This window comes from Psychrobacter sp. KH172YL61, from assembly GCF_007182895.1.
GTDB lineage: Bacteria > Pseudomonadota > Gammaproteobacteria > Pseudomonadales > Moraxellaceae > Psychrobacter > Psychrobacter pacificensis.
Genome location: NZ_AP019516.1, coordinates 953923 through 979616, shown reverse-complemented (window position 1 = coordinate 979616; position 25694 = coordinate 953923). Strand labels below are relative to the sequence as shown.

Here is a 25694-nt window from a genome sequence, read left to right as displayed (position 1 = left end):
CCTCGAGTGAATGAACGCCTTCAATGCTATGTTAGGGTATGGAAAGCCCTATATATTAACACATATCTTAAAATAGCTGAAAAACTGACAATTTTTCACTAAAAAATGATGGGGTTTGTATCGTTATCAAAAGCTCAAAACCTACCACAGATACTAGGTAACAATACTGCGTATCAATCTGTAAATCCTACTTGCAATCATTCATCTCATTGGTTAAGATGAGTCTATTCTGAAGTGTTGGCTAGTAGATGTTTATTCCCTGAGCCGATAATGCTTTACCAGGATGTGGTACCTATCGTCTCATTGTGTATGCCTGCACCGCTTGCGGTGTATCAGGAAAACCTGCAGAGAGGATGACGCATCCGCCCTGAACTTCACGGTTCATGGGTCACCATCTTACAGCGGCACTTCGGTTGTTTTATTCGGTTTGTAAATATGTTCTTTATAATTAATGTATTTACTGCCACCAAAAAGCCCCTTTCGTTATTAGCGAAAGGGGCTTTTTCTATGCCTAATGAATGACTAAATCATCGTTACTCGTCATTAGCAGATTTGGTAATTTTTTTCACATCTTTAGGGATGTTTTTGGCCGTACCATCAACAGTCGTATGCTGTTTAAATACGTCACCAAACGGGTTTTGCTGTTGCTGACCAAATGGATTTTGGTTATTCATACCGCCTACGCCACCGAATGGATTCTGACCACCCATTCCACCAAATGGATTTTGGCCGCCCATTTGACCACCCATCTGTTTTGCCATCATTTCCATCATTTTTTGCTGATTGTTCATGACATAGTTATTGGCAAAGTCCTTGAGTTTCTTTTGTACTGGTGGCAAGATCACGAGTAGTGCGAGCACATCACTCAACACACCTGGAATAAGTAGCAAGATACCCGCGACTGCCATGGCTATGCTCTTAATCATGGTAGACTCTGGTGGACGCATTGCAGGATTCATCATACCACCTGCTTTCATCTGCTGAGCCATTGGATTCAAAGAAGCCATACCTTTACGCACAAGAGAAATACCGATCACTGCTGCGACAATAAACCACATGAATACCCACCAGCCGCTCATGAATTGAGCAAGCAAATACCACAGTAGCATCTCGATAATAAACCAAACGATGGCTATACCAACTATCTGACCCATAAAGTGTCGTCCTATAAAATAAAAACCAATAAATTGAGCGCCATGCAAATTAAAATGGCTAACATATGATGTATATGGGGATTGGTTGCTATACTATCAAACTTACGGCTGATTTTTAAGCCATAAAACAAAATGTAAGCAAGACGGAATACTATGGCAATTATTATCGGGATCGACCCAGGGTCACGCATGACGGGTTATGGAATAGTCCAGCAGACGGGTGATAAGCTCACTTATATCGATGCAGGCACGATTCGCACAGATACCAAAGAGATGCCTGAACGCCTTAAGCGTATTTTTAATGGATTGACCCGCATTACGCAGCATCATTTAAAATACGCTGACGAGCCTATCTATACGGCGATTGAACAAGTCTTTATGGCAGAAAACCCTGATTCTGCACTCAAGCTTGGGCAAGCACGAGGCGCGGCTATTGCAGCGATGGTCGCCTTGGATTTAGAAGTGTCAGAGTATACTGCTCGGCAGATCAAACAAGCGGTGTGCGGCTATGGTGCTGCTGCTAAAGAGCAAGTGCAGGAGATGGTTTGCCGCATACTACAGTTAGAAGTCGTACCACAGCAGGATGCAGCCGATGGTCTTGCCTGTGCTATTTGTCATGCGCACTCAAGCCATTCTATGAATAAAATACTACTTAATAGCTCTATGCGAGGACGCGGTGGCTCTAAGAAAAAAGGTCGTTGGCGTTTGACCGAAGAAGATTTGGGTAACTTGCGTTAAAGATAGGCGTTAAAGCAGACAAGCTTTAAAACCAATAGGCATTAAAATAGTGAGACAATAAAAAAACACGCTATTCGATGCGTGTTTTTTTATGAGTACCAGCACTGTCACTTTATCATTTGCAAGACGAAATTATAGCGGACTACTCTACAACTGCACTTTCAATGACAGCATCGAGTACATATGCATACTTTTCATCATCATTATCATTTTCTGTTGTCTCATCTGACTCTATTAATTCGTTAGTCTCTAATCGGTAGCGCTGCAATCTTAGTACTTCTTCGTGCATACCGTCATGCTGGTATCCATCTATTTCTCCCGCAAATACTCTCCACTTCCCTTCACGAACTTTGACACCTTGGTCGTTGTAAGTGACGGGCCTAACTTGGAGACACTGCTTTTCACCATTCATATCACAATTGACTTCTTTGGCATTCACTGCCCAAAATACCGTCTCGCCCTTACTATTGTATTTCGCTTGAGGTGTGAGTTTGCCACTCCATACCAAAGTGACATTATCGTTGGTAAACTGAGTCAATACTGGGCTGTCACCTTGCTCTATTTTTAACTCACTATTTCCTAGCATCAATGCATACAATTTATTTTCTGCCATATCAAGATCGCTACAAGACATTTTGGTGCTCATTCCTTCCTCGATACTCAATGTATGTCCTTGCAGCTGATAAGCAGCGCTTATTGTATTACAACCGACACTATAGATAAGTGTTTCTGGATTAAATACCAGAGTCCCCTGACCATCGATATCTGTAAGCTCACTTATAGGCTGCTCATTGGCATCCGTTGCCCTAACCAAGCTCCAACGATGACGAGACAAAGTATTCATCAGCTTTTCTTCGGGAGTAAATGTCGTCGAGCCAGATTCAGTAGTTGCTGAGTTGGTATCCGAGGCCCTATCCTCAATCGCTAGTGAGTCTATTTTTTCACCGGTATTGGAGATACCTGATCCTTCATTGTCGTGAGCCGTGTTTTCTTTTTGACAAGCGCCTAGTATGAGGCTCACCGCCACAATACTTGGCAATAAAAACGTTGTCAGTGCTGATTTTTTGGCTCTACCTACCATATTACGAACCTCTTAGTAAGCGTATATCAATTTTCTCGATTACTTATTTCTATATACTTTCTGGTCTTGCATGTTTTGAAAAAACATTTAATTAACTGTTCTGGAATATCGTTATTATAATCACGTTAAATTAACCACTATAGACCGAGCATTATTAGCTTATGTAATAAAATGTTGATTTTTATTATGTTTGAAATTCTTTTATTACTCTGCTATCTAATGTCGTTAATTTCATGGACAAAAAAGGATAGCTAATACATATTAGCTATCCCCGATATTATCTTTAATGAGCAAGCATCTAAAAACAATAGAACTTGCGATGTATCTCTTTATCTAATCATTGATTTCCGCAGGCTTAGCTTTAGCCATGTTTTTGATACTAAAGCGCTCGTTCATCATTTGATAAAAACGGGCTAGGTTTTTGCCTTGCTCATTCGGATCAACTTTGAGCACTTTACCAAAATCTAAGCCCAAATATAGCACGATATCTGCAAAGCTTAGCTGCTCACCCACCAGATACTCACGACCTTCTAGGATTGTCTCAAAATACTCCATGGCTTTGACAGCACGGGCAATTGATGGCGCAACAAATTCTGGCACTTGTTCAACACGCTGGGCTTTAGACGGATGACTGTGCTGAAACGCTAGCATTAAATTATACATCACCTCAAACTCAGCAATACGGCGCATCGAGCACACTTGGGCACGCTGTATCACGTCATTGCCCATAACAGAACGCTCACCATAGACGCGATCCAGATACTCGCAGACTGCTTGTGAGTCATTGAGCACGGTGCCATCGTCTAGTGTTAAGACAGGCACTGTCTGCATCGGATTTATTTTGGTAAATTCGTCTGACATCTGCTCATTTTTGGCAAAATCAATATCAATCACATCAATGTCATCCATATCATCAACATCAATCCCTTTTGATGCCAATAAAATAAGGGCTTTGCGCGGGTTGGGTGCTATACGGGTGACGTATAATTTTTCATGATGAACTCCTTGTAAGAATGATTGAATAGAAATTTAGCGCTGATACGCCTTATTATGATGGTGGCACTAATGAGCACCCTATCTATTGATACTCCATACCATAGTTATAGCCTACTCTGACCGTCATGGCAAAGGCTTATTACTCATGAGGTAAAAATAGCAAAAGCCCCATAACTTTAAGTCACGGGGCTTTATTTAATCATATTTATGCAACCAGTCCAGTTATTTATTAGGGGCTGGGGTCGTACGTAGGTACGGCTTGATTTCTTTATGACCTTTTGGGTATTTGGCAGCAATATCTTCGTTTTTGACACTTGGTGGAATGATTACGTCATCACCGTCCTTCCAATCTACAGGCGTCGCGATGTTATATTCATCCGATAGTTGTAGCGCATCAATAACACGGATAATTTCATCGAAGTTACGACCACAGCTGGCCGGATACGTCAGTGTTAGACGCACCTTTTATTTGGATCAATGATAAACACGCTGCGAACTGTCGCGGTGTTATCAGCATTTGGGTGAATCATATCATACAAATCCGCAACCGTGCGATCAGAGTCTGCAATGATAGGGAATTTCACCGCAGCGCCTTGTGTCTCTTCGATGTCGCTGACCCAGCCTTTGTGATCTTCTAAGCCGTCCACTGACAAAGCAATCGGCTTGACATTGCGTTTTTGGAACTCACCGCCCAATGCAGCGGTGCGGCCAAGCTCAGTAGTACAAACTGGCGTATAGTCGGCAGGATGCGAAAACAATACCACCCAGCTATCACCCGCCCAATCATAAAAATTAATATCACCCTCTGTGGTGCTTGCATCAAAGTTTGGTGCGGTGTCGCCTAAACGTAAATGTGCCATACTAAATTCCTTATTTATATGAATGATGAGCGCTGAGCTTACTGTCTTATGCGCACTATTATTATAAACCGATTATTGCAATGTGCGAGACGGTTTGATCATTTGCTTATCCCGTCTAGTGCATCAATAAAACTCACTTTATAGTACCAAACTGGTTATGAATGTCTTGTGAAGGATTGTAATGCGTTTATTCCATTTATCACTAAATAAACCAGTATATAGGTAGCATAGCGCATTAAACTACCATGCCTGTATCCCACAAGCAAAGTTCATAAAAAACCCACCCCTAGCGCACTAGAGATGGGTGAGTATAAAAGAACAATGATTTGACATAATAATTTGACGTTAAGCCCTAAGGGCAAGCTCAAAGGCTATGCATTAAGCTGGCTTATAACTATCGCGCAAGCTAACGATTTGGTTAAAGACTGGCTTATCCGTGCTATGATCTTCACTATCGGTGATAAAGTACCCTTCACGCTCAAACTGGAAACGCGTACCAGCATCAGCATGGGCTAAAGATGGCTCAACGACAGCATCCAGCTCAGTGAGCGAGTCCGGGTTTAGTGCTTGATGGACATCAGCGACGCCACTTGGGTCTTCAGCACTGAATAGCTGCTCATACATGCGCACGGTCGCTGGTACACCTTGACTGGCTGATACCCAATGAATCACCCCTTTCACCTTACGGCCTTCAGGATTGTTGCCTAGCGTTGCGGGATCAATTGTCGCTTTTAACTCAACAACATTGCCATTTTCATCAGTGATATGCTCAGTGACGGCTAGCACGTAAGTGTTACGCAAACGAATCTCTGGCTTTTCTGGAGACAGACGCTTGTAGCCTGCTGGCGGTTCAATCTCGTAATCACCTTGATCGATATACAAAGTCTCGGTAAACGGAATCTCACGCTCACCCATATCGACGTTAGGATGGTTCGGCTGCGTCAACCAAAGGGTCTGCGTGGCATCGTCAAAACGCGCATTAACACTATCGGCTTTTTGCGACTCCCAGCTACTAACCGCCTCGCTAAAGTTAGTAATCGTCACTTTTAATGGCTTTAGTACCGCCATGCCGCGACCAGTAGTCGTCTCTAACGATTGACGAACGCTAAACTCTAGTAAACGGAAATCAACCACGCTATCGGCTTTGGTCACGCCCACACGCTCACAAAAGTCACGCAAGCCCGCTGGCGTATAACCACGGCGGCGCATACCAGCGATAGTCGGCATACGGGGATCGTCCCAACCACTCACGATACCTTCATCAACGAGCTGCTTGAGTTTACGCTTACTGGTCAATGTGTGATCCACGTTTAAGCGGCTAAACTCATATTGGTGTGGCGGTACATCAAAGCCGATCTTGGCGATGACCCAATCATAGAATGGACGATGGTCTTCAAACTCAAGCGTACATAGTGAATGGGTAATACCTTCGAGCGCATCAGAGAGTGGATGCGCAAAGTCATACATCGGATAAATGCACCATTTATCACCAGTCTGATGATGAGATTGATGCATCACGCGGTAAATGACAGGGTCACGCAGGTTCATGTTCGGGCTTGCCATATCTATCTTGGCGCGCAATACCGCCTTACCTTCAGCGTACTTACCGTCTTTCATATCATTAAAAAGGGCTAGGTTTTCCTCGACACTGGCATCACGCTGCGGAGATGGCGTTCCCGCTTCATTGAATGAACCACGGTTATCGCGAATCTGCTCAGGCGTTTGCAAATCGACATAGGCATCGCCTTGCTCGATTAACTGTATTGCCCATGCATGTAGCTGATCAAAATAACTTGACGCGTGATACGCCTCGCCTGCCCACCTCAAAACCGAGCCATTTCACATCATTTTCGATATTGTCAATATAATCTTGTTTTTCTGCAGTTGGGTTGGTGTCATCAAAACGCAGGTTACACACACCGCCGAACTCTTTGGCCACACCAAAGTTTAGGCAGATAGATTTTACGTGACCTAAGTGCAAGTAGCCATTTGGCTCAGGCGGAAAACGTGTGACAATTTGCTGGTATCTTTGCGCATTGACATCGTCACGAATGATATTACGAATAAAGTCGTTTTTTACTTCGTCTTTTTGTGCATTGTTGCTTGAGTGCTCACTCATCGGATATTGCTCCTAACGCAAATTGTCAATTTGTGATACGTGCCATCACGCATCACAAAACGTTCAAAATAAATTATTAAAATAAATTGGGATATAAAAACTCAGATAACGCGTCCGCATTATCACAATTTGTCAAAGCTGATCAAAAATGGCTAAAGTTGCGTTATTCTATCAGCTTTTGCAAACGCATTAACAGCCTGATACATGACACGGGATAAAAAAGCCGTTAGACTACCCGTAACTTTTTAACAACCAACTTTTAACCACCACTTGACAGCGTCATTTAAGGCGCTGCAATCAAAAAGGAATATCCCATGGTAGACATGCCACCAGTAGTAGAACTTGACACCAATATGGGTGCGATCGTTATCGAACTCAACGAAGAAAAAAGCGCCAAAGACCGTAGAAAACTTTTTGAACTACGTAAAATCTGGTCAGTATGACGGTACGATTTTCCATCGCATTATTGATGGTTTCATGATTCAAGGCGGCGGAATGGACGCTGAGATGAATGAAAAACCAACCAACGCGCCTATCGAAAACGAAGCGGACAATGGTTTGAAAAACGACAAAGGTACTATCGCAATGGCGCGTACCCAAGATCCGCATTCAGCGACTAGCCAGTTCTTCATCAACGTAAAAGACAATGATTTCTTAAACCACACTGGCAAAAACATGCAAGGTTGGGGTTACACTGTATTTGGTAAAGTCACCAGCGGTATGGATGTGATCGAAAAATGAAAGGCGTCCCAACTGGTCGTTTCGGCATGCATGCTGATGTGCCAAAAGAGCCAGTTGTTATCAACTCAGCAACCATCATTACTCAGTAATAGTCATTCAATAGCAGCTAGTCAGTAGTCAGTAATAGTTACTTAGCGATAGCTGTGAATGAGCGAGCATTTTCTAGTAGAACTTACTAAGTAATGCTCGCCATACGATAAGTCACGAGGATCAAGATAAATGCAACGTTTTAATCACTTAATCACGACCCGCCCTCATCAAGTGCGGCAAGTATTGATTAGCGATTTGCATTTATCGCCTCAGAGCCTGCCTTAGTGCAGGCTTTTTTGGCGCTGCTCGATGACTGTCTTGCTCTGCCTGCGCTTACACGCCTCTTTATATTGGGCGACTGGTTTGAGGTATGGCTGGGTGATGATATGTATTTGTCCCTATTAAAAGGAAAAAGGTCAGAAGACGAGCAGATGGCGCATTGGCTAACCCCATTGATTGCAAAGCTAAAACAGCTACGTATCAATGGCTGTGAAATATTAGTCATGCACGGCAATCGCGATTTTTTGTTAGGACAGCCGTTTTGCAATCTGTTCGGTGGTGAGCTGATAAGCGAGCCGTATACTTTGACTGTTGGTCAGCAGAATTATCGTTTAGAGCACGGTGACGCACTCTGTACCGATGATAAGAAATATCAACTCTTTCGCAAAATTATGCGCAACCGCCTGACTCAGTGGTATCTGCTTAATAAGTCGTTAGAGAAACGCTTAGCCATCGCAGACAACATGCGCAAAAAAAGCCAGCAGAACAATGCTACTAAAGCGGCTTATATCATGGATGTGAATGATGAGGCCGTACGTCAGGCCATTACTGACAGCGATGCTTTATTGCACGGACATACGCATCGTCCAGATATTCATCAGGCGACTGCTGATAAAAAGCGCTACGTGCTTGGTGATTGGCGCTTGCTAGATAAAGACACTCGCCAGCCGAAAGTAAGCGCTGTAATTGGTGCAGTGACAGACGACGAGTATTCAAATGACCGTTTGAATAGTAATAATTTAAGCAGTGATGATGCTGAGTTTGGATTATTTGAGTTTGAATTTTTTATTCGCTGAATGGCGTTTTAGACAACGTATCTTAAGAAATATCTCTTCAGTTAAAAAAGGGTCTGTTGATAGTTCAACAGACCCTTTTACGTTTACTACAATCTTGAACTGCTTATCGCTCGCTATCTAATCCATCAATTTAAAGAAATGCTGACGATAATGCTTTAGCTCACGAATAGAGTCGCGAATATCATCCAATGCTAAATGACTGCCCCCTTTTTCAAAGTTCTTTAAGATATCAGGACGCCAGCGGAAACACAGCTCTTTAATTGACGATACATCAAGGTTACGATAATGAAAGAAGCGCTCAAGCTCTGGCATTTGGCGCGCCATAAAGCGGCGATCTTGACAGATAGAGTTGCCGCACATTGGCGATTTACCACTATCGACCCATTTACTCAGAAACTTGATGGTTTCAGCTTCCGCTTCCGCCAATGTCATCGTGCTACGACGCACACGGTCGACCAATCCTGACTGACCATGTTGCTTGGTATTCCAGTCATCCATCTTATTTAAGACTTGATCCGATACCTTGATCGCAAACACAGGCCCTTCAGCAAGCACATTCAAATCTTCGTCAGTCACGACAGTGGCAATCTCGATAATCTCATCGTTTAAGGTATCAAGTCCGGTCATTTCTAAATCAATCCACACCAGCCCTTTTTTGCCTTGATTTTTGATTTTAATCTTATTGGGATGGTCACCGGTAGCCATAAAGTATCCTATCATTCATAATTTTGAAAAACAACTTTAAAAAAAACAACTTTAGAAAAACTATTGAAAAACGTATTACACGTAGACACCCGTGCTCAGACAGTATTGCAACACGCTACTTGGTTTAGAAAACCTATAAAGTCGTACAATATTACAAAACCCCTGTCTGCCGCAGACGCTTTAGGCTGTATGTTAGCAAATTTTCACGCTACACTTAGCAATATTTTTATAATAGGTCAAAACCCATGGCATTAATCCGGCAACGCAAACTGACCAAACAACAGATTCGTCGCATCGACAAGCAGCAATTGTTAAGTCAAGACAGCATCGATGACAGCTTGATGGATGGCGTGGTCATGGCGCATTACGGTAAGCAACTAGAAGTACAAGTCACAAGCCTACCTGCGGTGATACCTGAGCAGCCAGAGATTGCGCCTGATGATCCAGAGCCATTTTGGCAAGCGCTTGCGCTCGGCGATATTTGGCGCTGCCATGTACGCACTAACTTGCCGATGCTAGCCGCTGGTGACCAAGTGCGCTGGAGTGCCGACTCCAACACAGGCTTTGGCCGTATCGAAGCCGTCAAACCGCGTACCTCATTGGTCTCTCGCCCTGACCGTTATCATAAGCTCAAACCTGTTGCCGCCAATGTTGATATTCTGGCCATCGTCTTTGCGCCATTGCCTGCCGCCGCTCCTACTTTGATCGATCGCTATCTGGTCGTCTGCCATCACGCGGGCGTCAAACCACTGCTCGTCCTCAACAAAGCCGATCTGTTGGCACAAGAAAACGGCGTCGATACGAGTGAATTATTGGCACAATATGCTGCGCTCGGTTATGAAAGTGTTCTGACGTCGGTCGATTGCCCTGAAAATATCGCCGAGAGTGACGAGCAAGAAGGCCTCGATGAGCTAAAACGCTACATAGACAAAAAGCTGGTCATCTTTGCAGGGCAGTCTGGTGTTGGCAAAAGCAGCCTTATTAACGCCCTACTTCCTGAGTCTGGTCAAAGCGTCAATATCATCTCGCAAAACTCTAAGCTTGGTCAGCACACCACGACAACTAGTAGACTGCTGCCATTTAACCCCGAGGATTTGACGCAAGGTGGTATCGTCGATACACCAGGTATTCGCGAATATGGTATTTGGCACCTCACACCTGACGATATCATCTCAGGCTTTATTGAGCTGGCGCCACTAGCTGGCAGTTGCCAATTCCGTGACTGTCGTCATACCCATAACAGCAAAGGCTGCGCGCTGTGGCAAGCCGTGGCTGACGGTACCGTATTACAGCGCCGCGTTGAAAATCTCGTGACGCTACGAGAGGAAGCTGATACTAAGCTTTATTAAGCTCAATTAACATCATTTCAAAGGCAAAATGATAGATTGATTATTGACCGTGTCATCGCCCGTTTACTATAGATGACCTTATCGGTATAATAGCGCCTTGTTCACTATCATTGGGCTGGCTTCTCAGCTCAATAGAACACCTATTTTTTTGGAGGTATGGTTTGGATCGTGCGCTGGAATTTGTGGGCAACCACCCGTTTTTATTTGGTATATTAGCCGTACTTGCTATCCTGTTTTTTACCATTGAAAACAAACGTAGCGGTAGAAAAATATCGCCCAACACCCCTTGGCATGATGGTCAACTCTCAGAACGCGCAGCTGATCGATATTCGCGCCAAGAAGAAGTTTGAATCAGGCTATATTCAAGGCAGCCGCAACATACCGTTCACTGATCTCAAAGACCGCTTAGCAGAGATTCGTGCGATTGAGCAGCCAGTGATTATTATCTGCGATATGGGTGTGCAAGCAGGCGCTGCGATTCAGATGATTGGTAAAGACAGTGTTTATCGCTTAGAGGGCGGTATTGGCGGCTGGCAAGGCGCTGGTATGCCATTGGTTGGTGTAAAAGACGCTAAATCAAAAAACAAAGCTAAGACCAAGCCTAGTTTAAGCAAATAATAGATTGGCTAAAATATAGCTTCTGACTAAAAAAAGCATCCGATTAACGATAGCAAAATAAAAAGACACCTTAGCAATAGGTGTCTTTTTTTATATCCTGTTTATACTGCTACTGAGGGTTTTAAACTAAGACGGCTTGAATTTGTCATGCTCATCCCCACTGTAGTAATGAGCACAGTTGAATACATGTGCACTTTACTCATTGATAACAGATTCTATCAATACTTAGACTATGATAATTTATCAGGCTATCTATAATAAGTTTGTTATCTCATAAATTTATAAATAAGGATTTACCATGACTGTATCTGTTAAAGTTTATACGACCCCTATCTGCCCATACTGCTCAAACGCCAAACAACTACTAAAAACCAAAGGCGTTGATTACGAAGAAATCAGCATGCATGACATGAGTAGTGAAGATCGTCAAGCGCTGATGAAAAAAACCAATAACTATCGCACTGTGCCACAAATTTTCGTTGGTGAAACCTTTGTAGGTGGCTTTGATGAGCTCAACCAAATGAACCAGCAAGGCAAACTTGACGAGCTATTAGCGGGTTAATCTGCTACCTTGCTTTACTGTCTGTCTTTATTGGTTTGAAGATGGACAGTGGCAGACTCAAAAGCCATAGTGAGACGTAACCATAAAAAACATCGAGATTTGATCTTGGTTTATATTACAATGCTTTTTTTAAAATCGTAGTTTGACCCATTATTTGATTTAATTTTAGAGGATTTATCATGGCTGAAGAACAAGCACAACCACAATTGGCACTAGAGCGTATCTATGTAAAAGATATGTCACTTGAAGTACCAGGCGCAAGCGTATTCACCAAAGAGTGGAACCCAGAGCTTGATATCAATTTGTCTAGCAATGCTGAAAAATTAGATGACGATCATTACCAAATCGTCCTAACCGTTAGCGTCACGGCAAAAAATGCTGAAGAAGCGGCATTTATCGCTGAAGTACATCAAGCAGGTATCTTCTTGTTAAAAGACATCCCAGAAGATCAAATCGGTCAAATCTTGGGTGCATACTGCCCTAACGTGCTGTTTCCATATGCCCGTGAAGTCATCAGCGACATTGTAACGCGCGGTAGCTTCCCGCAATTGCTACTAGCCCCTGTCAACTTTGATCAAGCGTACGCGCAAAGCCAGCAACAAGCACAAGTTGATGCCCAAGGTAATGCGTAAGGGATACTTGAAGGTATATGAGCCTATTGCGTCATATATTTTGATGAGAAAACCGTTTACTTATAATGAGTAAGCGGTTTTTTTGTGGGTGATTTTCAATCATGAGTCAGCAATATGCTGAATGCTTTTTATAGAACTTAGATTAACACACCAAGTGCAACGCTAATTAATATTATAGAACGCCTGCATAGGCGTTTTAAACCCTAATCGTTTTCTTGGTCTGTTGTTTAGTTTGTTCTCAATGTCCTGTATTTCATTATCAGAGACTTGTCTAAAGTCACAACCCTTAGGCAAGTACTCTCTGATAAGGCCATTGGTATTCTCGTTGGTTCCTCGCTGCCATGACGCATAAGCATCGGCAAAGAAGAAAGGGCTAAAGAGCTTTTGTTTCACCTTCTTATGCTGAGCAAACTCTTTACCATTGTCAGAGGTAATGGTCTTAACCTGCAACCTCACTGGCGCTAAGAGTTCTATCATTGCCTCTGATACTTGCTGTGCTGTTTTATGACCCACACGCTTCATCTTCAGCAGCCCCGTTTTACGTTCAACGAGCGTGACAATCGCTTGCTTGTGATGCTGACCGATAACGGTATCCGCTTCCCAATCTCCAATACGTGAGCGTTCTTCAACAATACAAGGGCGCTCATGAATCGAGACTCTGTCATTGATACGGCCTCGAGTCTCAGCGGTTAGACGCTGCCGGTATGGTTTTCCTTTACGTCTGAGACACTGCCACAATGTACCGCCCTGCCTCTTATCACGCCAAATATAGCGATAAATGCTCATATGACTGATACCAGCATGAACGCCAGATATTTGCTCAGGACTCCAGTTCTCTTTAAGCTTGTCTGTCACCCATGCCCAGAGGTCAGTCACAATAGTTGTGGCGTTGTTAGCCCGTCTGTCACAAGCCTTGTTATTAGCATGCTTTGCTCGGTAACCTCGTAGGCTTTTATTACGCCTAAGCTCTCTTGATATGGTACTGGGACTTCTGTTTAACACCCTCGCTATAAAATTAATACTATGTTTTGCCCCTTTAAGGGCATAAATCTGGTATCGTTCACCTAGGCTTAGATGTGTATAGCTCATGGTTGCAATCTCACTTTGGTCGGTGGATAAAAACTTTGATGCTAGCGCATCTAGGTCTTTTTTCACCTTGCATTTGGTATTGCACTTCATGTGTTAATCTAAGGAAGATAAAATTATCCAATATATAAATATTAGCCATAAAAAAACCCTGCTATTAAACAGGGTCTTCAACGACCACATCGACTGGCTAAATTAATTAGCTAAAATCGAACATTAGCCTTTTAACGCAGACAAAATCTGCTGCTTAACCTCTTCGATATCTTGCGTGCCATCAAACTTATCGTAGTTTGGTGAATCTGCGCCCTCGGCGGCTTTTTTCTTGATAAAAACCAACCAATGCAGAGGTTTGCTCATGGTAAGTCGACAGACGGTCGCGAATGGTCGCTTCTTGATCGTCTTCACGCTGGATAAGTGCTTCGCCCGTTACGTCATCTATGCCCTCAACCTTTGGTGGGTTGTGCTGCACATGATATACACGGCCTGAACCTGGATGTTGACGACGACCAGACAGACGATTAACGATCTCATCATCGGGCACACTAATCTCTACCACGTGATCGATGGCAACATCAGCATCGGCAAGGGCTTGCGCTTGAGGAATCGTACGTGGAAAACCATCAAAGATACACCCGTTGGCACAATCAGGCTTTGCAATACGCTCTTTTACGAGATTGATAATGAGGTCATCAGAAACCAGACCACCAGCATTCATGATATCTTTGGCTTTTTTGCCAAGCTCGCTGCCTTCTTTGATAGCAGCACGTAGCATATCACCCGTCGATATCTGCGGAATATCATATTCCTGAGAAATAAACTGGGCTTGAGTACCTTTACCGGCGCCTGGTGGACCTAGCAAAATAATACGCATCATTACACGACTCTCCTGAATTCAATGGGATTTTGGGATTACTACAACTTAGGGATTAACTGATTGCCAAGACACCTTACCTTGTGACCTGACAAACCTCAAGTTTTTTCTAATTAAGGTCATAAGCTGCCATGACTTATCTTTCCATATAACACTGCTAAGCCTTTTGTGGCCAACAGCATTTATATGAAAAATACTCACAATAACTAACCCTAATACTAGGGAATCTGTTGATTGATTTCAACATTAACCTGATTTTGGTCAGCACGAATCACAACAGGATTACCCGATAAGTCGCCTGACTCTGCTATAGCTGTACCGCTATGACTAATGTGCGCAATGACAGCCAACTCAACCTTATCAGAACGGGCTGATCTTAGGGTACGCTCTGGCATCATCGCATCAAGATTGCTTAGGCTAATAGTAGCCTCGCCCTGCTTAATCGCACTAATTGGCAAACGTTTGGCGGCAAATGGCGGGCCACCATTCACATCACGAATCGCCACAAACAACACATCATCCGCTTTGACCAATGGCAGTAGGCTTGAGTTGATCTTAACGGTCACCTCAATGCCCTCAGCGCTTGTTGCTGCTGCATAGTCACATTGGCACTGAGCTCATCTAAACTGGATAGCGCCTGCGTATGGTCACCTGGTTTGGCAGAAATACTGTCACGCAAGCGTTTAATCCAACCTTGCGCTTGATCCAAAGTTATTTGCTCGCGCCTCACCCATTGCCATGAGCATTTGAGCGCCTTCATGCTGTGGGTTTTGGCCAATACAGTTTCTAGCACTCGGCGAATATTTTCGTCTAACTGACCCTTCATTAGCAAAGAAATTAATCTGCGCGTAAGTAATCGCGATTTCTTCATTTTCAGGAGTGACAAACGATAGGCACGAGATAAGGCCTCTAGTGCTGAATCGGTCGCCTCTAATGATAAGAACAACTCTGATAGGCGCATCCAGCGATTGTAATCGTACGCATGGCGATAGACGTTGGTCTGCATGGCACTAATCAACTGATTGACCATCTTCAAACGCCCAAGCAGGTGGCTGGTCAATCTTGCCAGTTAATAAGTCATCAGCCACTTGTCCTACTTTGTCCTCGCTTGCCCAAATCAAACACGGGCGTACGATCTCCGACCATCAAGTACGCCATTGCAGCCAGCACAGGTACCAAAGACAATGATCAAACGGCTTTTGACACCAGGGGTGACCATAGGTGCGACTTCACGCTGAGCATCCAAAGCTGGCGTTCCAGCTCAAGTTTTGATTTTGATAGTGATGCTCATCAATGATGCCACTGTCTTTATCTGTTTCAGCTCAGCTAAGCGCTCGCGAAATACTGCAACGTTGATACCTAATAGCTGATTGTCCAAAGGCTTACTATGCGTACGCGGTGCTCTCAACCATGGTTTGATAGCTATAACAGCAAGCAATAAGGCGGTCAGTAAGCTCAGCGCAATAAATAAGCCAAAAGTAGAAAATATGGTCATTTTGTCCCCAAGGCTTGTAATATCGTGAACGTCTTTATTATCAGCACGTGACAATAGCGCTCAAGCTCCGCTTTTCCGGCAACAGATAGCGCCTCAGCGGTATTATCTGCTGTCATGCCGCTTGCGACCACGGGCAACAACTGACGTCGCTTACTTTGCCAAAACCAACCTACTAACAAGATGACGAGCAATAATGGTGGAAAAACCATAGGATCCATGTTGATGGACGCACTGGTGGCTTGTAGCTAATAAAGTCACCATAACGTTCCTGCATATAGGCACGAATCTCAGCATCGCTACGACCATCTTTGACCAAATCATAGACTTTTTGCTTTAAGTCTTGGGCAATTGGTGCATCAGAGGCTGCAAGGTTTTGGTTCTGGCATTTTGGGCAGCGAAGCTCTTCTGATATTAATCCACGATACTGAGCTTCTTGCTGTACAGGGTGAGTCAAAATCGTAGACGTCAATAGCAGCAAACTGGCCATACTGAATAGACAAGCGATAAGCAAGCTTGCTAACTTTATCGTAACGGATTTTATTTGATATGCTATCATTGACACGCCTCCTCAACCTGACTTGGCTCTAAACTGACGCCATTATTATTGGCATCATTAAGCACCATCAAGCAAGGCGCAATACGGCTTGCCAATTGCTCTCATTGACCTCACCAACAATATGCTGACGAATGATCCCTTCACCATCGACGACAAAGTTTCGGGCGCACCAGTCGTCCCAAGTCTAGAGCAAACTGACCCGATAGATCCTGAATAGACATAGAAAACGGATCACCGCCTTTATTCAAATATCCTAAGGCATCCCCAATATCATCTTTATAGTTGACACCGACCAAATTGACACCGCGCTCTTCAATTTCATTAAGAAACGGATGCTCGATGATGCAAGTTGGGCACCATGAGCCCCAGATATTCATCAAAAACGGCTTATCCGGCAATTATCATTGGTCATGATACGACTGGTATCTGACAATAGCGGCAACTCAAAGCCGGTACTGGGCGCTCAAGTGCTGTGTTCGTCACGATATCCGTCGGTTTGCCTAAGCGCATGTACAGCATGGCAACCAAACCAAAAATCACCAGCGGAATCAAAAACCTAATTTAAGCGACTTTTGCGTTTGGTATTCTTATTGCTTTGCTGAGCCTGTTTATCAGGTGCATTGTTTGAGGTCGTCATATTACTGATCCCTGTCTTGATAGCTTGCGATTCCAAATCTGCCACCGTAGCAAAGCCTGATTTTTGGCAGCGATTTGCGCAGGTGTTCTGTTTTCTTAATACGGTAACGATTGTCTAGCATACTGAGCAATGCACCAAATGCCATAATCAGCGCACCTAACCAAATCCAGCGAATTAGCGGTTTGACATAGATACGAAATGCCCATTGGTTGCTGTTTTCGGCGATCGGCTCACCAAGTGCGACATAAACATCGCGCATAAGACTGGCATCAATCGCCGCCTCAGTCATCGGCATCGTGCTGATAATATAAGTACGTTTTTCGGGATGTAGCGTCGTCACCGTTTGACCGTTTTACTGACCGTAACCTCAGCTTGCGTGGCATCAAAGTTACTACCCTTTATTTCGCTAAAACCTTTACGGTAAAGTCATACCCTTGAACATTGACACTATCATTTGGTCCCAGCGCCACGTCACGCTCAATACTCGAGCTACTAGTAAAGGCTACCCCAATAACTGCAACGATGACCGCCAATATGGGCGATTTGTTGACCCCAATAGCTAAGACGCAGCTGACGCAATCCGTTTAATCGACTCGGTGCATTTTGGTTTTATCTTTAAAATCGATCCCCATCCATAATAGCACCCAAAAGCTCACCGCCAACGTCACGCCAATATTTAGCATCGCAGATGGACTGGTAAAGTAGGCGATAATCGCCGCCAACACCAGACTGCTCACAGCGATAACCATGCCAGCACCTAATAATGGGCGGCTATCTTGTTTCCAGCGAATATTAGAGCCCATACCCATCGCCACGAGCAAAAGCCACGTTAAGGGCACAAACAGCGCATTGAAATAGGAGGGCCAACAGATACCTGACCTAAATTGAAAGAGTCGGCAATAATAGGATATAGAGGTGCCGAGCAACACCACCAAAGTCGAAATCAAAATGATAACGTTATTGATCACCAAGAATGACTCGCGTGAAATCAGTCGATATTGACTTTCAACGGTCAAGCGCCAACCACGTACCGCAAACATCAGCAGACCACCGCCGATAATGACGCCTAGAATGGCTAGAATTACTAGACCACGCGTCGGATCAGCGGCAAACGAATGGACGGAAGTGATCACCCTGAACGTACAAGGAATGTGCCTAGCAAGCTTAAGGCAAAGGCAAAGATTGCCAGCATGATGGTCCATGCTTTAAACACCCCGCGCTTTTCAGTGACTGCAAGTGAGTGTAGCAATGCCGTACCTGCCAGCCATGGCATCAGTGAGGCGTTCTCTACCGGATCCCAAAACCACCAACCGCCCCAGCCAAGCTCGTAATAGGCCCACCACGAGCCCAGTGCAATACCAACCGGTCAAGAAATCCCCAAGCCGCGAGCGCCCATGGACGTGACCAGCGTGTCCACACAGCATCCAAACGCCCTTCCCACAATGCCGCCATACAAAATGCAAATGGCACGACCATGCCTACGTAGCCCATGTAGAGCATCGGCGGATGAATAATCAGACCGAAATCTTGCAAGACAGGGTTTAGATCCGCGCCATCAACTGGCAAATTGGGTAAGGTACGCTCAAATGGCGATGAGGTAAAGATCAACATCGCTAGCATCATCATCTGCACGCCTGCCAATATCACAAGAACACCCGCGCACGCATTGACAGCGGTAACCACGGCTAAAATAAGACACCAGTGCACACCATGTGGCCATGATGGTCATCCATAGCAGCAATGACCCTTCATGACCGCCCCACGTTGCAGATAACTTATAGTACCAAGGCAGCAACGTATTGGGAATGCTGAGTGACGTAACGAGGCTAAAATCATTATAATAAAAACCTGCCATCAAAGCGCAGCAAATGATGTGACCATGGCCGCAAATTGCGCCCATGCAAGACTTGGTGCTAGTCGTTGCCAAGCAACGTGGTCGCGCATGACACCAATAGTTGGCAGGGTACCACCTGCAACGCCAGTACAAAAGCGGCCAGCAAGGCAAAATAGCCCAATTCTGTGATTAACATACGGTCTAACCTTGTTTACCTTGGATACCATTAAGGGTTCACCGATGGCATCGCTAGCCACTGGCAAACGCTAAATAGTCCCTTTATGCGGTCATAGTTTACGGTTAAAAACTGAGGTTTCGATAGCTGTAGAAGCACCTAAAACCCGCTACTATCATTGTGACGTATCAATCTGAATGATTGATACAAAATGCTGACCTATCATTGGCCTTGCATTGTTTTATTGACTCAAACTGTATGAGATATTGCTGTTTTTGACTATTTGAAAATACTGTTTATCGTGTTATTGCTTATGGCATCGAGGGGAAAAATACCAATACCAGATGTAACCACCCTGCCAAAAACCCAGTCAGACCACCCAAGATAATCAGCGTCATCTCATCCTCACGAAAAGCAGGACGCAGCAAATTCTGAAACTCGCTGGGCGTCAGCGCCCTTATTCTATCGCGAAACAGACCAAAAATCTTACTGGCGCGACTTTCATTGAGCTCAGGATCTCGCAGTGGCACCATAGTCGCCACAATCGACTTATCAATAATAGTGTTTTTGAGCTGTCCATAATCACGGCGGCCCAATCCCACACGTAATGTCGTACTAATAACTGGTGACTCAAGCACCGTATATAGATGCGACTTCATCAGCTCACGAGTTTGCGCTGAGCGATCACCATACATCATCTCGTTCATGATGTTCTCAAGGGTAACCAAATCTTTTACCACAATCTCAGCAAAAACTTCAGACACTTCCTCTTGGCGCTTCATAAAGCCGCCCTGCAGACGATACCTTGCGATATGAGGCATGACTGGCTTGATAAAGGGGAAGCGGCTCTGCACCGAAAAAAGCTTTAAATACGGGATAAAATGCGGCTCTATTGGATTAAATACCATCCAAATCGCAATCCAATTGGTCAAAAATCCCCAAATCGCAGCAAAAAATGGCACCGTCCAATGCTGCGGCACCACTAAAAATATAAACATTTGGATAATACCAAACACCAAGCCAATCAAAGCACTGATGTGCCAGATAAAATTGATCTCTTTTGCCCAACCTTCAAGAACATATTGACCATCAGACGACGATCGTTCTCCATCGTATTGACGATCATCTTGCGCATATCGACCAGATCTTCGACATGATACGTCAAATCTGTCACCAGCGACTGCATGATACTAGGCAGTTCTTTGTGGGCTTGAGCATAGACGCGGCGTTTTACCGCATAAGGCAAGTTGCCCCACAGTGCGGGCGAATGATCCAGCATAATCTCATCAATCAATGGCTCAAGGTTTTTGTCCACCGTATCAGTGACAAATAGCGCCATTTGCTCAGGTTCCATCGCTTGGAAAAATTCATCTAATGAGCCGAGCTTTGACAATGTCTGATCAACGATAACCCCTGATATTTTGCCTGCCTTGCGTGGGACGATACCTTGCCAGCCGATACCTGGTAACCCAAAAAATGGAAAATTTGGAATACGAATACCCCAAAACTTAATGGGATAAAACAGCATCTTGAGCGCCATCCATACATGCACCCACGTAACAAATGCCGTCACTGGTGGAATAGTTAGCATGGCAAAAAACTCTGGGTGCTCAGCGATCGTCTGCCACAATGAATTTATGTCCATGACTTTTCTAGTTCCTGACAGGTTGATTGTCGTTGCTAATATGGTCGCGACTGATAACAAGCCGCTAGCAAAATTGAAACGTCTCAAAAAGACGCTCTGTCTCTAACCACTACTATAAAATAAATCGCCTGATTTTAGCATACTTGCCATTTTTTAGCACATGGACACCCTTGGCAAGTTGTGACTAAAGATAACATCTTTTAAATCCTATATTGAGCCATAAATATACTGAGATAGCGCATCGCTTATGCAATATATGACCACAACAAAATAAGCATCTGAGTACTGCGCCTACTCATTTGTTCTGTTATAATTTGTAGTCAAACGATAGACACCATCTACGTACAAATCAATGCGCGTTGATTTTAGATCATATAGCGCTATGTGATTGAAATCCTTTGTATTATCCTTTAGACTCACCGCGTTTTGGTTAACCAACCTGCCCTTTTACCTCTTTATTATTGACTCACTGACCGATTGGGCTCTGATTTTCTATGAATAAACCACTAACTCCCAATACCGAACAGGTCAACAGTACCTTTACCAACCGTATTATTATCTTTGGAATTTTAATATTGCTGGGTTTGGGCGGCCTGATAACGCGTTATGGTTATTTGCAAGTCTATGCCCATGATAAGTACACCACCCAGTCAGACAATAACCGCATTAAACTGATATCTGCACCGCCTAGCCGCGGTTATATTTATGATCGTAACGGGATAATTTTGGCGGATAACCAGCCAGTTTTTACCGCCATGCTAAGCCCTGATGAGGTTGACAACCCTGAGCGCACGCTCAGCTTGCTGGCGCCTATTTTTGATTTGACAGCAGAAGACATCACAGATATTTTGGCGCGCTTGAACAAAAACAAAAACGACCCTGTGACCATCAAAATCGACTTAACAGAGGCACAGCTGGCTCAGTTCAGTGAGCGTAAGCCATTCTTTCGCGGTGTTTCTATCCAAAGTAAGCTGACGCGTGATTATCCTTATGATGAGCTATTTGCTCATGTGATCGGTTACGTTGGTCGTATTAACGATAAAGAGTCTAAGCGTATTGATAAGGACCGCTATGCAGGTACTGATCTGATCGGTAAGATTGGTATTGAAGACTATTACGAAGATATTTTGCTTGGGCAACCAGGCTATCAGTCGGTAGAAACAGATGCTCACGGCAATATCCTACGTCAATTGGACACGAAACCGCCTACCTCTGGTAACGATATCACGTTGAGCTTGGATTATGGGCTGCAAAGGTCGCCCAGCAGCAGCTAGATGGCCGCCGCGGTGCAATCGTCGCAATAGATCCCAAAAATGGCGATGTGCTGGCCTTTGTCAGTAACCCAAGCTATGATCCCAATCCTTTTATCTCAGGGATTTCGTTCAAAGACTATGATGCCCTGCGAGAAGATCTCGATCAGCCCTTGTACAATCGCGCCCTCCAAGGGACATACCCACCTGGCTCGACCATCAAACCATTCGAGGGTCTAGGTGGCATTCACTATGGCTTGCGAGATTGGAACAGCACTATTTATGATCCTGGCTATTTTAGTTTACCAGGAGACAGCCATCGTTTCCGTGACTGGAAGCGCGGGGGTCATGGTACGGTTGATTTAAAGAAATCTATCCAAATGTCGGTTGATACTTACTATTATAAACTGGCCTATGAGATGGGTATTCAGCGTCTACACGACTGGATGGTGCGCTTTGGTTTTGGGGACAAGACTGGTATTGATCTTCCTAACGAAAAATCAGGCATCATGCCATCACCGAAATGGAAAAAAGACACGTATGATAAAGACTGGCTACCGGGTGAAACCATCTCTGTCAGTATTGGACAAGGCTATTTCTTAGCCACGCCACTACAGATTGCTAATGCCACTGCCATGACCGCCAGTAAAGGTAAACATATTACCCCGCATTTGCTCAAGAGCAGTGACGGTGCAGCAGAAGTCAAAATCATCGACAAACCTGATGGTAAAATCGACTATAACGGTCAGCCTTCTGACTGGTTACGTATGCATGATGCAATGGAAAGCGTGGTAGAAAACGGTACTGGACGCGGTATCTATACCCCGCGCTATCGTATCGCTGGCAAGACAGGAACAGCACAGGTAAAGTCTATCGCTCAAGGCAAACGCTATGATAAATCAGCGATTGACAAACGTCACTGGGATCATGCGTGGTTCAATGGTTTTGCCCCTGTCGAAGACCCTCAAATCGCGCTGGCGGTCTTGGTCGAAAACGGTGGCGGTGGTAGTACGACTGCCGCGCCTATCGGCCGTGCCCTATTTGACTACTGGATGCTACAACGCAAAACTGATCCGGTACTGCCGCCGTCCGCTGATGAGCTCAAAGTCATCAAGCGCCAAAAGGCCTTTGAGAAAGCCTTGAAGGATGCCTTGCGTGAAAAAGAAGCAAAAGCGTTAGCAGAACAAGAAGCGGCAGAGGCACAAGCAGCAGCAGCCACCTCTGAATAACGACATTTTGATAGACATCTCTAACCATTACCCGTCATGTCTAATAAGTAGAGATGCCTCAAAAAAAGATAATAAAAGAGACACGAGCATGAAAAAACCCTCACGCGGACGCACAGCGAAAAAGAACCCTAAAGCAAAAAGTGCCGCAGCCGGTGATGTTCGTATCATCGGTGGGCAGTTCAAGCGCCGTATTGTCAGCTTCATCGAGGGCAGATGGCCTGCGCCCAACACCCGACCGCCTGCGAGACATTATTTAACTGGTTATTGGCCGATATTCACGGTGCACGCGTACTCGATAGCTGTGCAGGCAGTGGCGTATTAGGGTTTGAGGCGTTGTCCCGCGGCGCAGCTCACACCACTTTTATTGAAGTTAATACGGCACAAAGCAACATGCTACGTCAAAGTGCTGAGCAATTACGCCTTGATACCGCAGCTTACACGGTTATCACTGGCACGGCTGAGGAAGTACTGAGTCAACACCAGCCGATTGAGCACCCGTTTGACATCGTCTTCATCGATCCCCCCTTATGCTCAGGATCTATGGCAGCCTATTTTGAGTACGCTGATTACCAATGCATTGATTGACCAATCAACGCTAATTTATTTAGAAGCGGATAAAGATTTAACACCTCAGCTTGAGCAGCTAGAAGAGCAGCTTAATGAAAATCGCGACGCCCAACTAGAGACAACTCAGCAAATGATATGCTTTGAATGCGTAAAGCAAACCAAAGTTGGACAAGTTGTCGCTGGACTTTATCGGCTGTCACCGTCATAATTACACCCTAATTGCTAAGCGCATCATTAGCAGTTATTTGTTAAGCAATATTTAGTAAACCCTTCAATACCTGTAAAAATGTTTAAAACCGCTTAAAAACTGGCCAAACGCTGCAGTTTAATGTATAAAGGCGAAAATAAACCCCAATGCAGCTTGCAAGCGTAGGCGCTACTGCTTATAATGTGCAGTCTGTTTTTGAGAGCCCCGTTCCCAGCTAAACTCTCAACGAATTCTAATTTTAAGGTTTTATCATGAAAACACTTAGTGCAAAACCAGCTGAAGTGACCCATGACTGGTATGTCGTAGATGCTGACGGCAAAACCCTTGGTCGCTTAGCCACTCAAATCGCAACTCGCTTACGTGGCAAGCACAAGCCTTCTTATACCCCGCACGTAGATACTGGTGACTTCATTGTTGTCATCAACGCAGAAAAAATCGCAGTAACGGGTAAGAAAGCGCAAGACAAAAAGTACTATCGTCACAGTGGCTACCCAGGTGGTATTAAAGAAACCAACTTCACAAAGCTGATTGCACATAAGCCTGAAGATGTTCTACACAAAGCAGTTAAGGGTATGCTTCCAAAGGGCCCTCTTGGCTATGCGATGATCAAGAAGCTGAAACTATATGCGGGTACTGAACATCCACATACTGCACAGCAACCTAAAGAACTAGACATCTAAGGATATACTTATGGAACGCAATTACGGAACTGGTCGCCGCAAGACGTCTACTGCTCGTGTCTTTTTATCAAAAGGTACTGGTAGTATTGTTGTTAACGGTAAGCCACTAGACGAATACTTCAGCCGTGAAACTTCACGTATGGTTGTTCGTCAGCCATTAGAACTACTAGACTCTGCTAACCAGTATGACTTATATGTCACTGTTGCAGGTGGTGGTATCAGTGGTCAAGCGGGCGCAATCCGCCACGGCATCACACGTGCATTGATCGAAGCTGACGAAACTTTGAAGCCTGCCCTAAAAGCAGCTGGTTTTGTTACTCGTGATTCACGTCAAGTTGAACGTAAGAAACTGGGTCTACGTAAAGCACGTAAACGTCCACAGTTCTCAAAACGTTAATCAAAGCCCGCTCTTATCTTTTTGTTTGCTACTGTTGTCTTTTTCTCGGAGCGATGGTAGCAAACTCAAATAAGAAGCGTTTTGCAAAGCCTTATAAGCTGGTCACAGCTTATAAGGCTTTTATGCCTGCTGATTGGCCTATAGGTAGTGTGGCTATAGTAGAACCTCAATAACATTGATACAGCATAGGAAACGCGCTCGAACGCTACTTTTCTTGCTTGCTGTGACTGCGTCTTTAGAGGCTGCGAAAAATAGCGTTTAATCTTGCTATACCATTTTTATAATGGTTTCACTATATCTCTCATTGCAATAGCTATCGATATACGTACTTTATATTAGCACTGCAAATTAAGAACCTTATAAACATTCTCACTTGCAAAGCATTTGAGCCTACCCCATCATA

The 25694-nt window shown here is 44.4% G+C and carries 21 protein-coding genes, 1 other RNA gene and 10 pseudogenes; 12 read left to right on the top strand and 20 right to left on the bottom strand.

What is annotated here, in order from left to right; genetic code table 11:
• Window positions 1–223 precede the first annotated feature (223 nt).
• Window positions 224–420, top strand: a non-coding RNA gene (gene ssrS / locus PKHYL_RS05155) — 6S RNA.
• A gap of 113 nt (window positions 421–533) precedes the next feature.
• Here the strand turns inward: ssrS and PKHYL_RS05150 are convergent.
• A complete protein-coding gene (locus tag PKHYL_RS05150; protein ID WP_071001967.1) occupies window positions 534–1154 on the bottom strand; it encodes an FxsA family protein in 621 nt (206 codons plus the stop codon).
• 153 nt (window positions 1155–1307) lie between these two features.
• Here PKHYL_RS05150 and ruvC point away from each other — a divergent pair, with 153 nt between their 5' ends.
• Entirely contained in the window at window positions 1308–1892 is a 585-nt protein-coding gene (gene ruvC, locus PKHYL_RS05145; protein WP_071001968.1) for a crossover junction endodeoxyribonuclease RuvC, read from the top strand.
• Window positions 1893–2034: 142 nt separating this feature from the next.
• On the opposite strand, the gene PKHYL_RS05140 is transcribed toward ruvC, so the two are convergent.
• The 4 genes and pseudogenes from PKHYL_RS05140 to PKHYL_RS05125 all read right to left on the bottom strand — a co-directional run bounded on the left by PKHYL_RS05140 (window position 2035) and on the right by PKHYL_RS05125 (window position 6948).
• Window positions 2035–2973 (bottom strand): META domain-containing protein, encoded by a 939-nt coding sequence (locus PKHYL_RS05140; protein WP_071001969.1) that lies wholly within the window; start codon window positions 2971–2973, stop codon window positions 2035–2037.
• 333 nt (window positions 2974–3306) lie between these two features.
• Window positions 3307–3912 (bottom strand): glutathione S-transferase family protein, encoded by a 606-nt coding sequence (locus PKHYL_RS05135; protein WP_240366150.1) that lies wholly within the window; start codon window positions 3910–3912, stop codon window positions 3307–3309.
• A 279-nt stretch (window positions 3913–4191) separates the two neighbouring features.
• Window positions 4192–4829, bottom strand: a pseudogene (locus tag PKHYL_RS05130) (peroxiredoxin).
• A 378-nt stretch (window positions 4830–5207) separates the two neighbouring features.
• A pseudogene (locus tag PKHYL_RS05125) lies at window positions 5208–6948 on the bottom strand (glutamine--tRNA ligase/YqeY domain fusion protein).
• A gap of 314 nt (window positions 6949–7262) precedes the next feature.
• Here PKHYL_RS05125 and PKHYL_RS05120 point away from each other — a divergent pair.
• Window positions 7263–7778, top strand: a pseudogene (locus tag PKHYL_RS05120) (peptidylprolyl isomerase).
• Window positions 7779–8015: 237 nt separating this feature from the next.
• Window positions 8016–8795, top strand: coding sequence for a UDP-2,3-diacylglucosamine diphosphatase (locus tag PKHYL_RS05115; protein WP_332835929.1), 780 nt, complete (start codon window positions 8016–8018; stop codon window positions 8793–8795).
• Between the two features lie 117 nt (window positions 8796–8912).
• On the opposite strand, the gene orn is transcribed toward PKHYL_RS05115, so the two are convergent.
• Window positions 8913–9500 (bottom strand): oligoribonuclease, encoded by a 588-nt coding sequence (orn, locus tag PKHYL_RS05110; RefSeq protein ID WP_240366149.1) that lies wholly within the window; start codon window positions 9498–9500, stop codon window positions 8913–8915.
• A gap of 245 nt (window positions 9501–9745) precedes the next feature.
• Here orn and rsgA point away from each other — a divergent pair, with 245 nt between their 5' ends.
• From rsgA to secB, 4 genes and pseudogenes are all read left to right on the top strand, one after another.
• Window positions 9746–10849, top strand: a complete 1104-nt coding sequence (gene rsgA, locus PKHYL_RS05105) for a ribosome small subunit-dependent GTPase A (protein ID WP_240366148.1) — start codon at window positions 9746–9748, stop codon at window positions 10847–10849.
• Between the two features lie 161 nt (window positions 10850–11010).
• A pseudogene (locus PKHYL_RS05100) lies at window positions 11011–11467 on the top strand (rhodanese-like domain-containing protein).
• Between the two features lie 298 nt (window positions 11468–11765).
• Window positions 11766–12029, top strand: a complete 264-nt coding sequence (gene grxC / locus PKHYL_RS05095; RefSeq protein WP_058025920.1) for a glutaredoxin 3 — start codon at window positions 11766–11768, stop codon at window positions 12027–12029.
• Between the two features lie 179 nt (window positions 12030–12208).
• Window positions 12209–12661 (top strand): protein-export chaperone SecB, encoded by a 453-nt coding sequence (gene secB / locus PKHYL_RS05090; RefSeq protein WP_058025921.1) that lies wholly within the window; start codon window positions 12209–12211, stop codon window positions 12659–12661.
• Window positions 12662–12823: 162 nt separating this feature from the next.
• Here the strand turns inward: secB and PKHYL_RS05085 are convergent, their stop codons facing one another.
• From PKHYL_RS05085 to PKHYL_RS05025, 14 genes and pseudogenes are all read right to left on the bottom strand, one after another.
• A complete protein-coding gene (locus PKHYL_RS05085) occupies window positions 12824–13750 on the bottom strand; it encodes an IS30 family transposase (RefSeq protein ID WP_025643743.1) in 927 nt (308 codons plus the stop codon).
• Window positions 13751–13963: 213 nt separating this feature from the next.
• A pseudogene (gene adk, locus PKHYL_RS05080) lies at window positions 13964–14618 on the bottom strand (adenylate kinase).
• A 218-nt stretch (window positions 14619–14836) separates the two neighbouring features.
• Entirely contained in the window at window positions 14837–15184 is a 348-nt protein-coding gene (locus PKHYL_RS05075) for a c-type cytochrome biogenesis protein CcmI/CycH (RefSeq protein WP_240366147.1), read from the bottom strand.
• Window positions 15181–15648, bottom strand: a complete 468-nt coding sequence (locus tag PKHYL_RS05070) for a hypothetical protein (protein WP_240366146.1) — start codon at window positions 15646–15648, stop codon at window positions 15181–15183. The genes PKHYL_RS05075 and PKHYL_RS05070 overlap by 4 nt, the downstream gene beginning before the upstream one ends.
• Before the next feature lie 231 nt (window positions 15649–15879).
• Window positions 15880–16113: a hypothetical protein gene (locus PKHYL_RS05065; RefSeq protein ID WP_240366145.1), complete on the bottom strand. Its 234-nt coding sequence runs from the start codon at window positions 16111–16113 to the stop codon at window positions 15880–15882.
• Window positions 16114–16259: 146 nt separating this feature from the next.
• Window positions 16260–16600, bottom strand: a pseudogene (locus PKHYL_RS05060) (cytochrome c-type biogenesis protein); the annotation flags it as partial.
• Window positions 16601–16665: 65 nt separating this feature from the next.
• Window positions 16666–17306 (bottom strand): annotated as a pseudogene (locus tag PKHYL_RS05055) (DsbE family thiol:disulfide interchange protein).
• A 1-nt stretch (window position 17307) separates the two neighbouring features.
• Window positions 17308–17646: a cytochrome c-type biogenesis CcmF C-terminal domain-containing protein gene (locus tag PKHYL_RS05050; protein WP_240366144.1), complete on the bottom strand. Its 339-nt coding sequence runs from the start codon at window positions 17644–17646 to the stop codon at window positions 17308–17310.
• A 244-nt stretch (window positions 17647–17890) separates the two neighbouring features.
• On the bottom strand, window positions 17891–18439 hold the full coding sequence (locus tag PKHYL_RS05045; RefSeq protein WP_240366143.1) for a cytochrome c-type biogenesis CcmF C-terminal domain-containing protein: 549 nt from the start codon (window positions 18437–18439) through the stop codon (window positions 17891–17893).
• The gene (ccsA, locus tag PKHYL_RS17995) at window positions 18436–18657 is read right to left on the bottom strand and encodes a cytochrome c biogenesis protein CcsA (protein WP_332835961.1); all 222 of its coding nucleotides are present in this window, start codon (window positions 18655–18657) and stop codon (window positions 18436–18438) included. Before ccsA (PKHYL_RS17995) ends, PKHYL_RS05045 begins: the two co-directional genes overlap by 4 nt.
• Window positions 18594–18953: a cytochrome c biogenesis protein CcsA gene (ccsA, locus tag PKHYL_RS05040; protein WP_332835928.1), complete on the bottom strand. Its 360-nt coding sequence runs from the start codon at window positions 18951–18953 to the stop codon at window positions 18594–18596. Before ccsA (PKHYL_RS05040) ends, ccsA (PKHYL_RS17995) begins: the two co-directional genes overlap by 64 nt.
• The gene (locus tag PKHYL_RS05035; protein ID WP_240366142.1) at window positions 18889–19161 is read right to left on the bottom strand and encodes a hypothetical protein; all 273 of its coding nucleotides are present in this window, start codon (window positions 19159–19161) and stop codon (window positions 18889–18891) included. Before PKHYL_RS05035 ends, ccsA (PKHYL_RS05040) begins: the two co-directional genes overlap by 65 nt.
• A complete protein-coding gene (locus PKHYL_RS05030; protein ID WP_240366141.1) occupies window positions 19161–19403 on the bottom strand; it encodes a hypothetical protein in 243 nt (80 codons plus the stop codon). Before PKHYL_RS05030 ends, PKHYL_RS05035 begins: the two co-directional genes overlap by 1 nt.
• A gap of 223 nt (window positions 19404–19626) precedes the next feature.
• A pseudogene (locus PKHYL_RS05025) lies at window positions 19627–20960 on the bottom strand (hypothetical protein).
• Window positions 20961–21454: 494 nt separating this feature from the next.
• On the opposite strand from PKHYL_RS05025, the pseudogene mrdA reads away from it, so the two are divergent.
• From mrdA to rpsI, 4 genes and pseudogenes are all read left to right on the top strand, one after another.
• Window positions 21455–23439 (top strand): annotated as a pseudogene (gene mrdA, locus PKHYL_RS05020) (penicillin-binding protein 2).
• An 88-nt stretch (window positions 23440–23527) separates the two neighbouring features.
• Window positions 23528–24214: pseudogene (gene rsmD / locus PKHYL_RS18570) on the top strand (16S rRNA (guanine(966)-N(2))-methyltransferase RsmD).
• A 251-nt stretch (window positions 24215–24465) separates the two neighbouring features.
• Window positions 24466–24894 (top strand): 50S ribosomal protein L13, encoded by a 429-nt coding sequence (rplM, locus tag PKHYL_RS05005; protein WP_058025928.1) that lies wholly within the window; start codon window positions 24466–24468, stop codon window positions 24892–24894.
• A gap of 10 nt (window positions 24895–24904) precedes the next feature.
• Complete coding sequence (rpsI, locus tag PKHYL_RS05000; RefSeq protein WP_058025929.1) at window positions 24905–25291, top strand: 30S ribosomal protein S9; 387 nt, start codon at window positions 24905–24907, stop codon at window positions 25289–25291.
• Window positions 25292–25694: the final 403 nt, after the last annotated feature.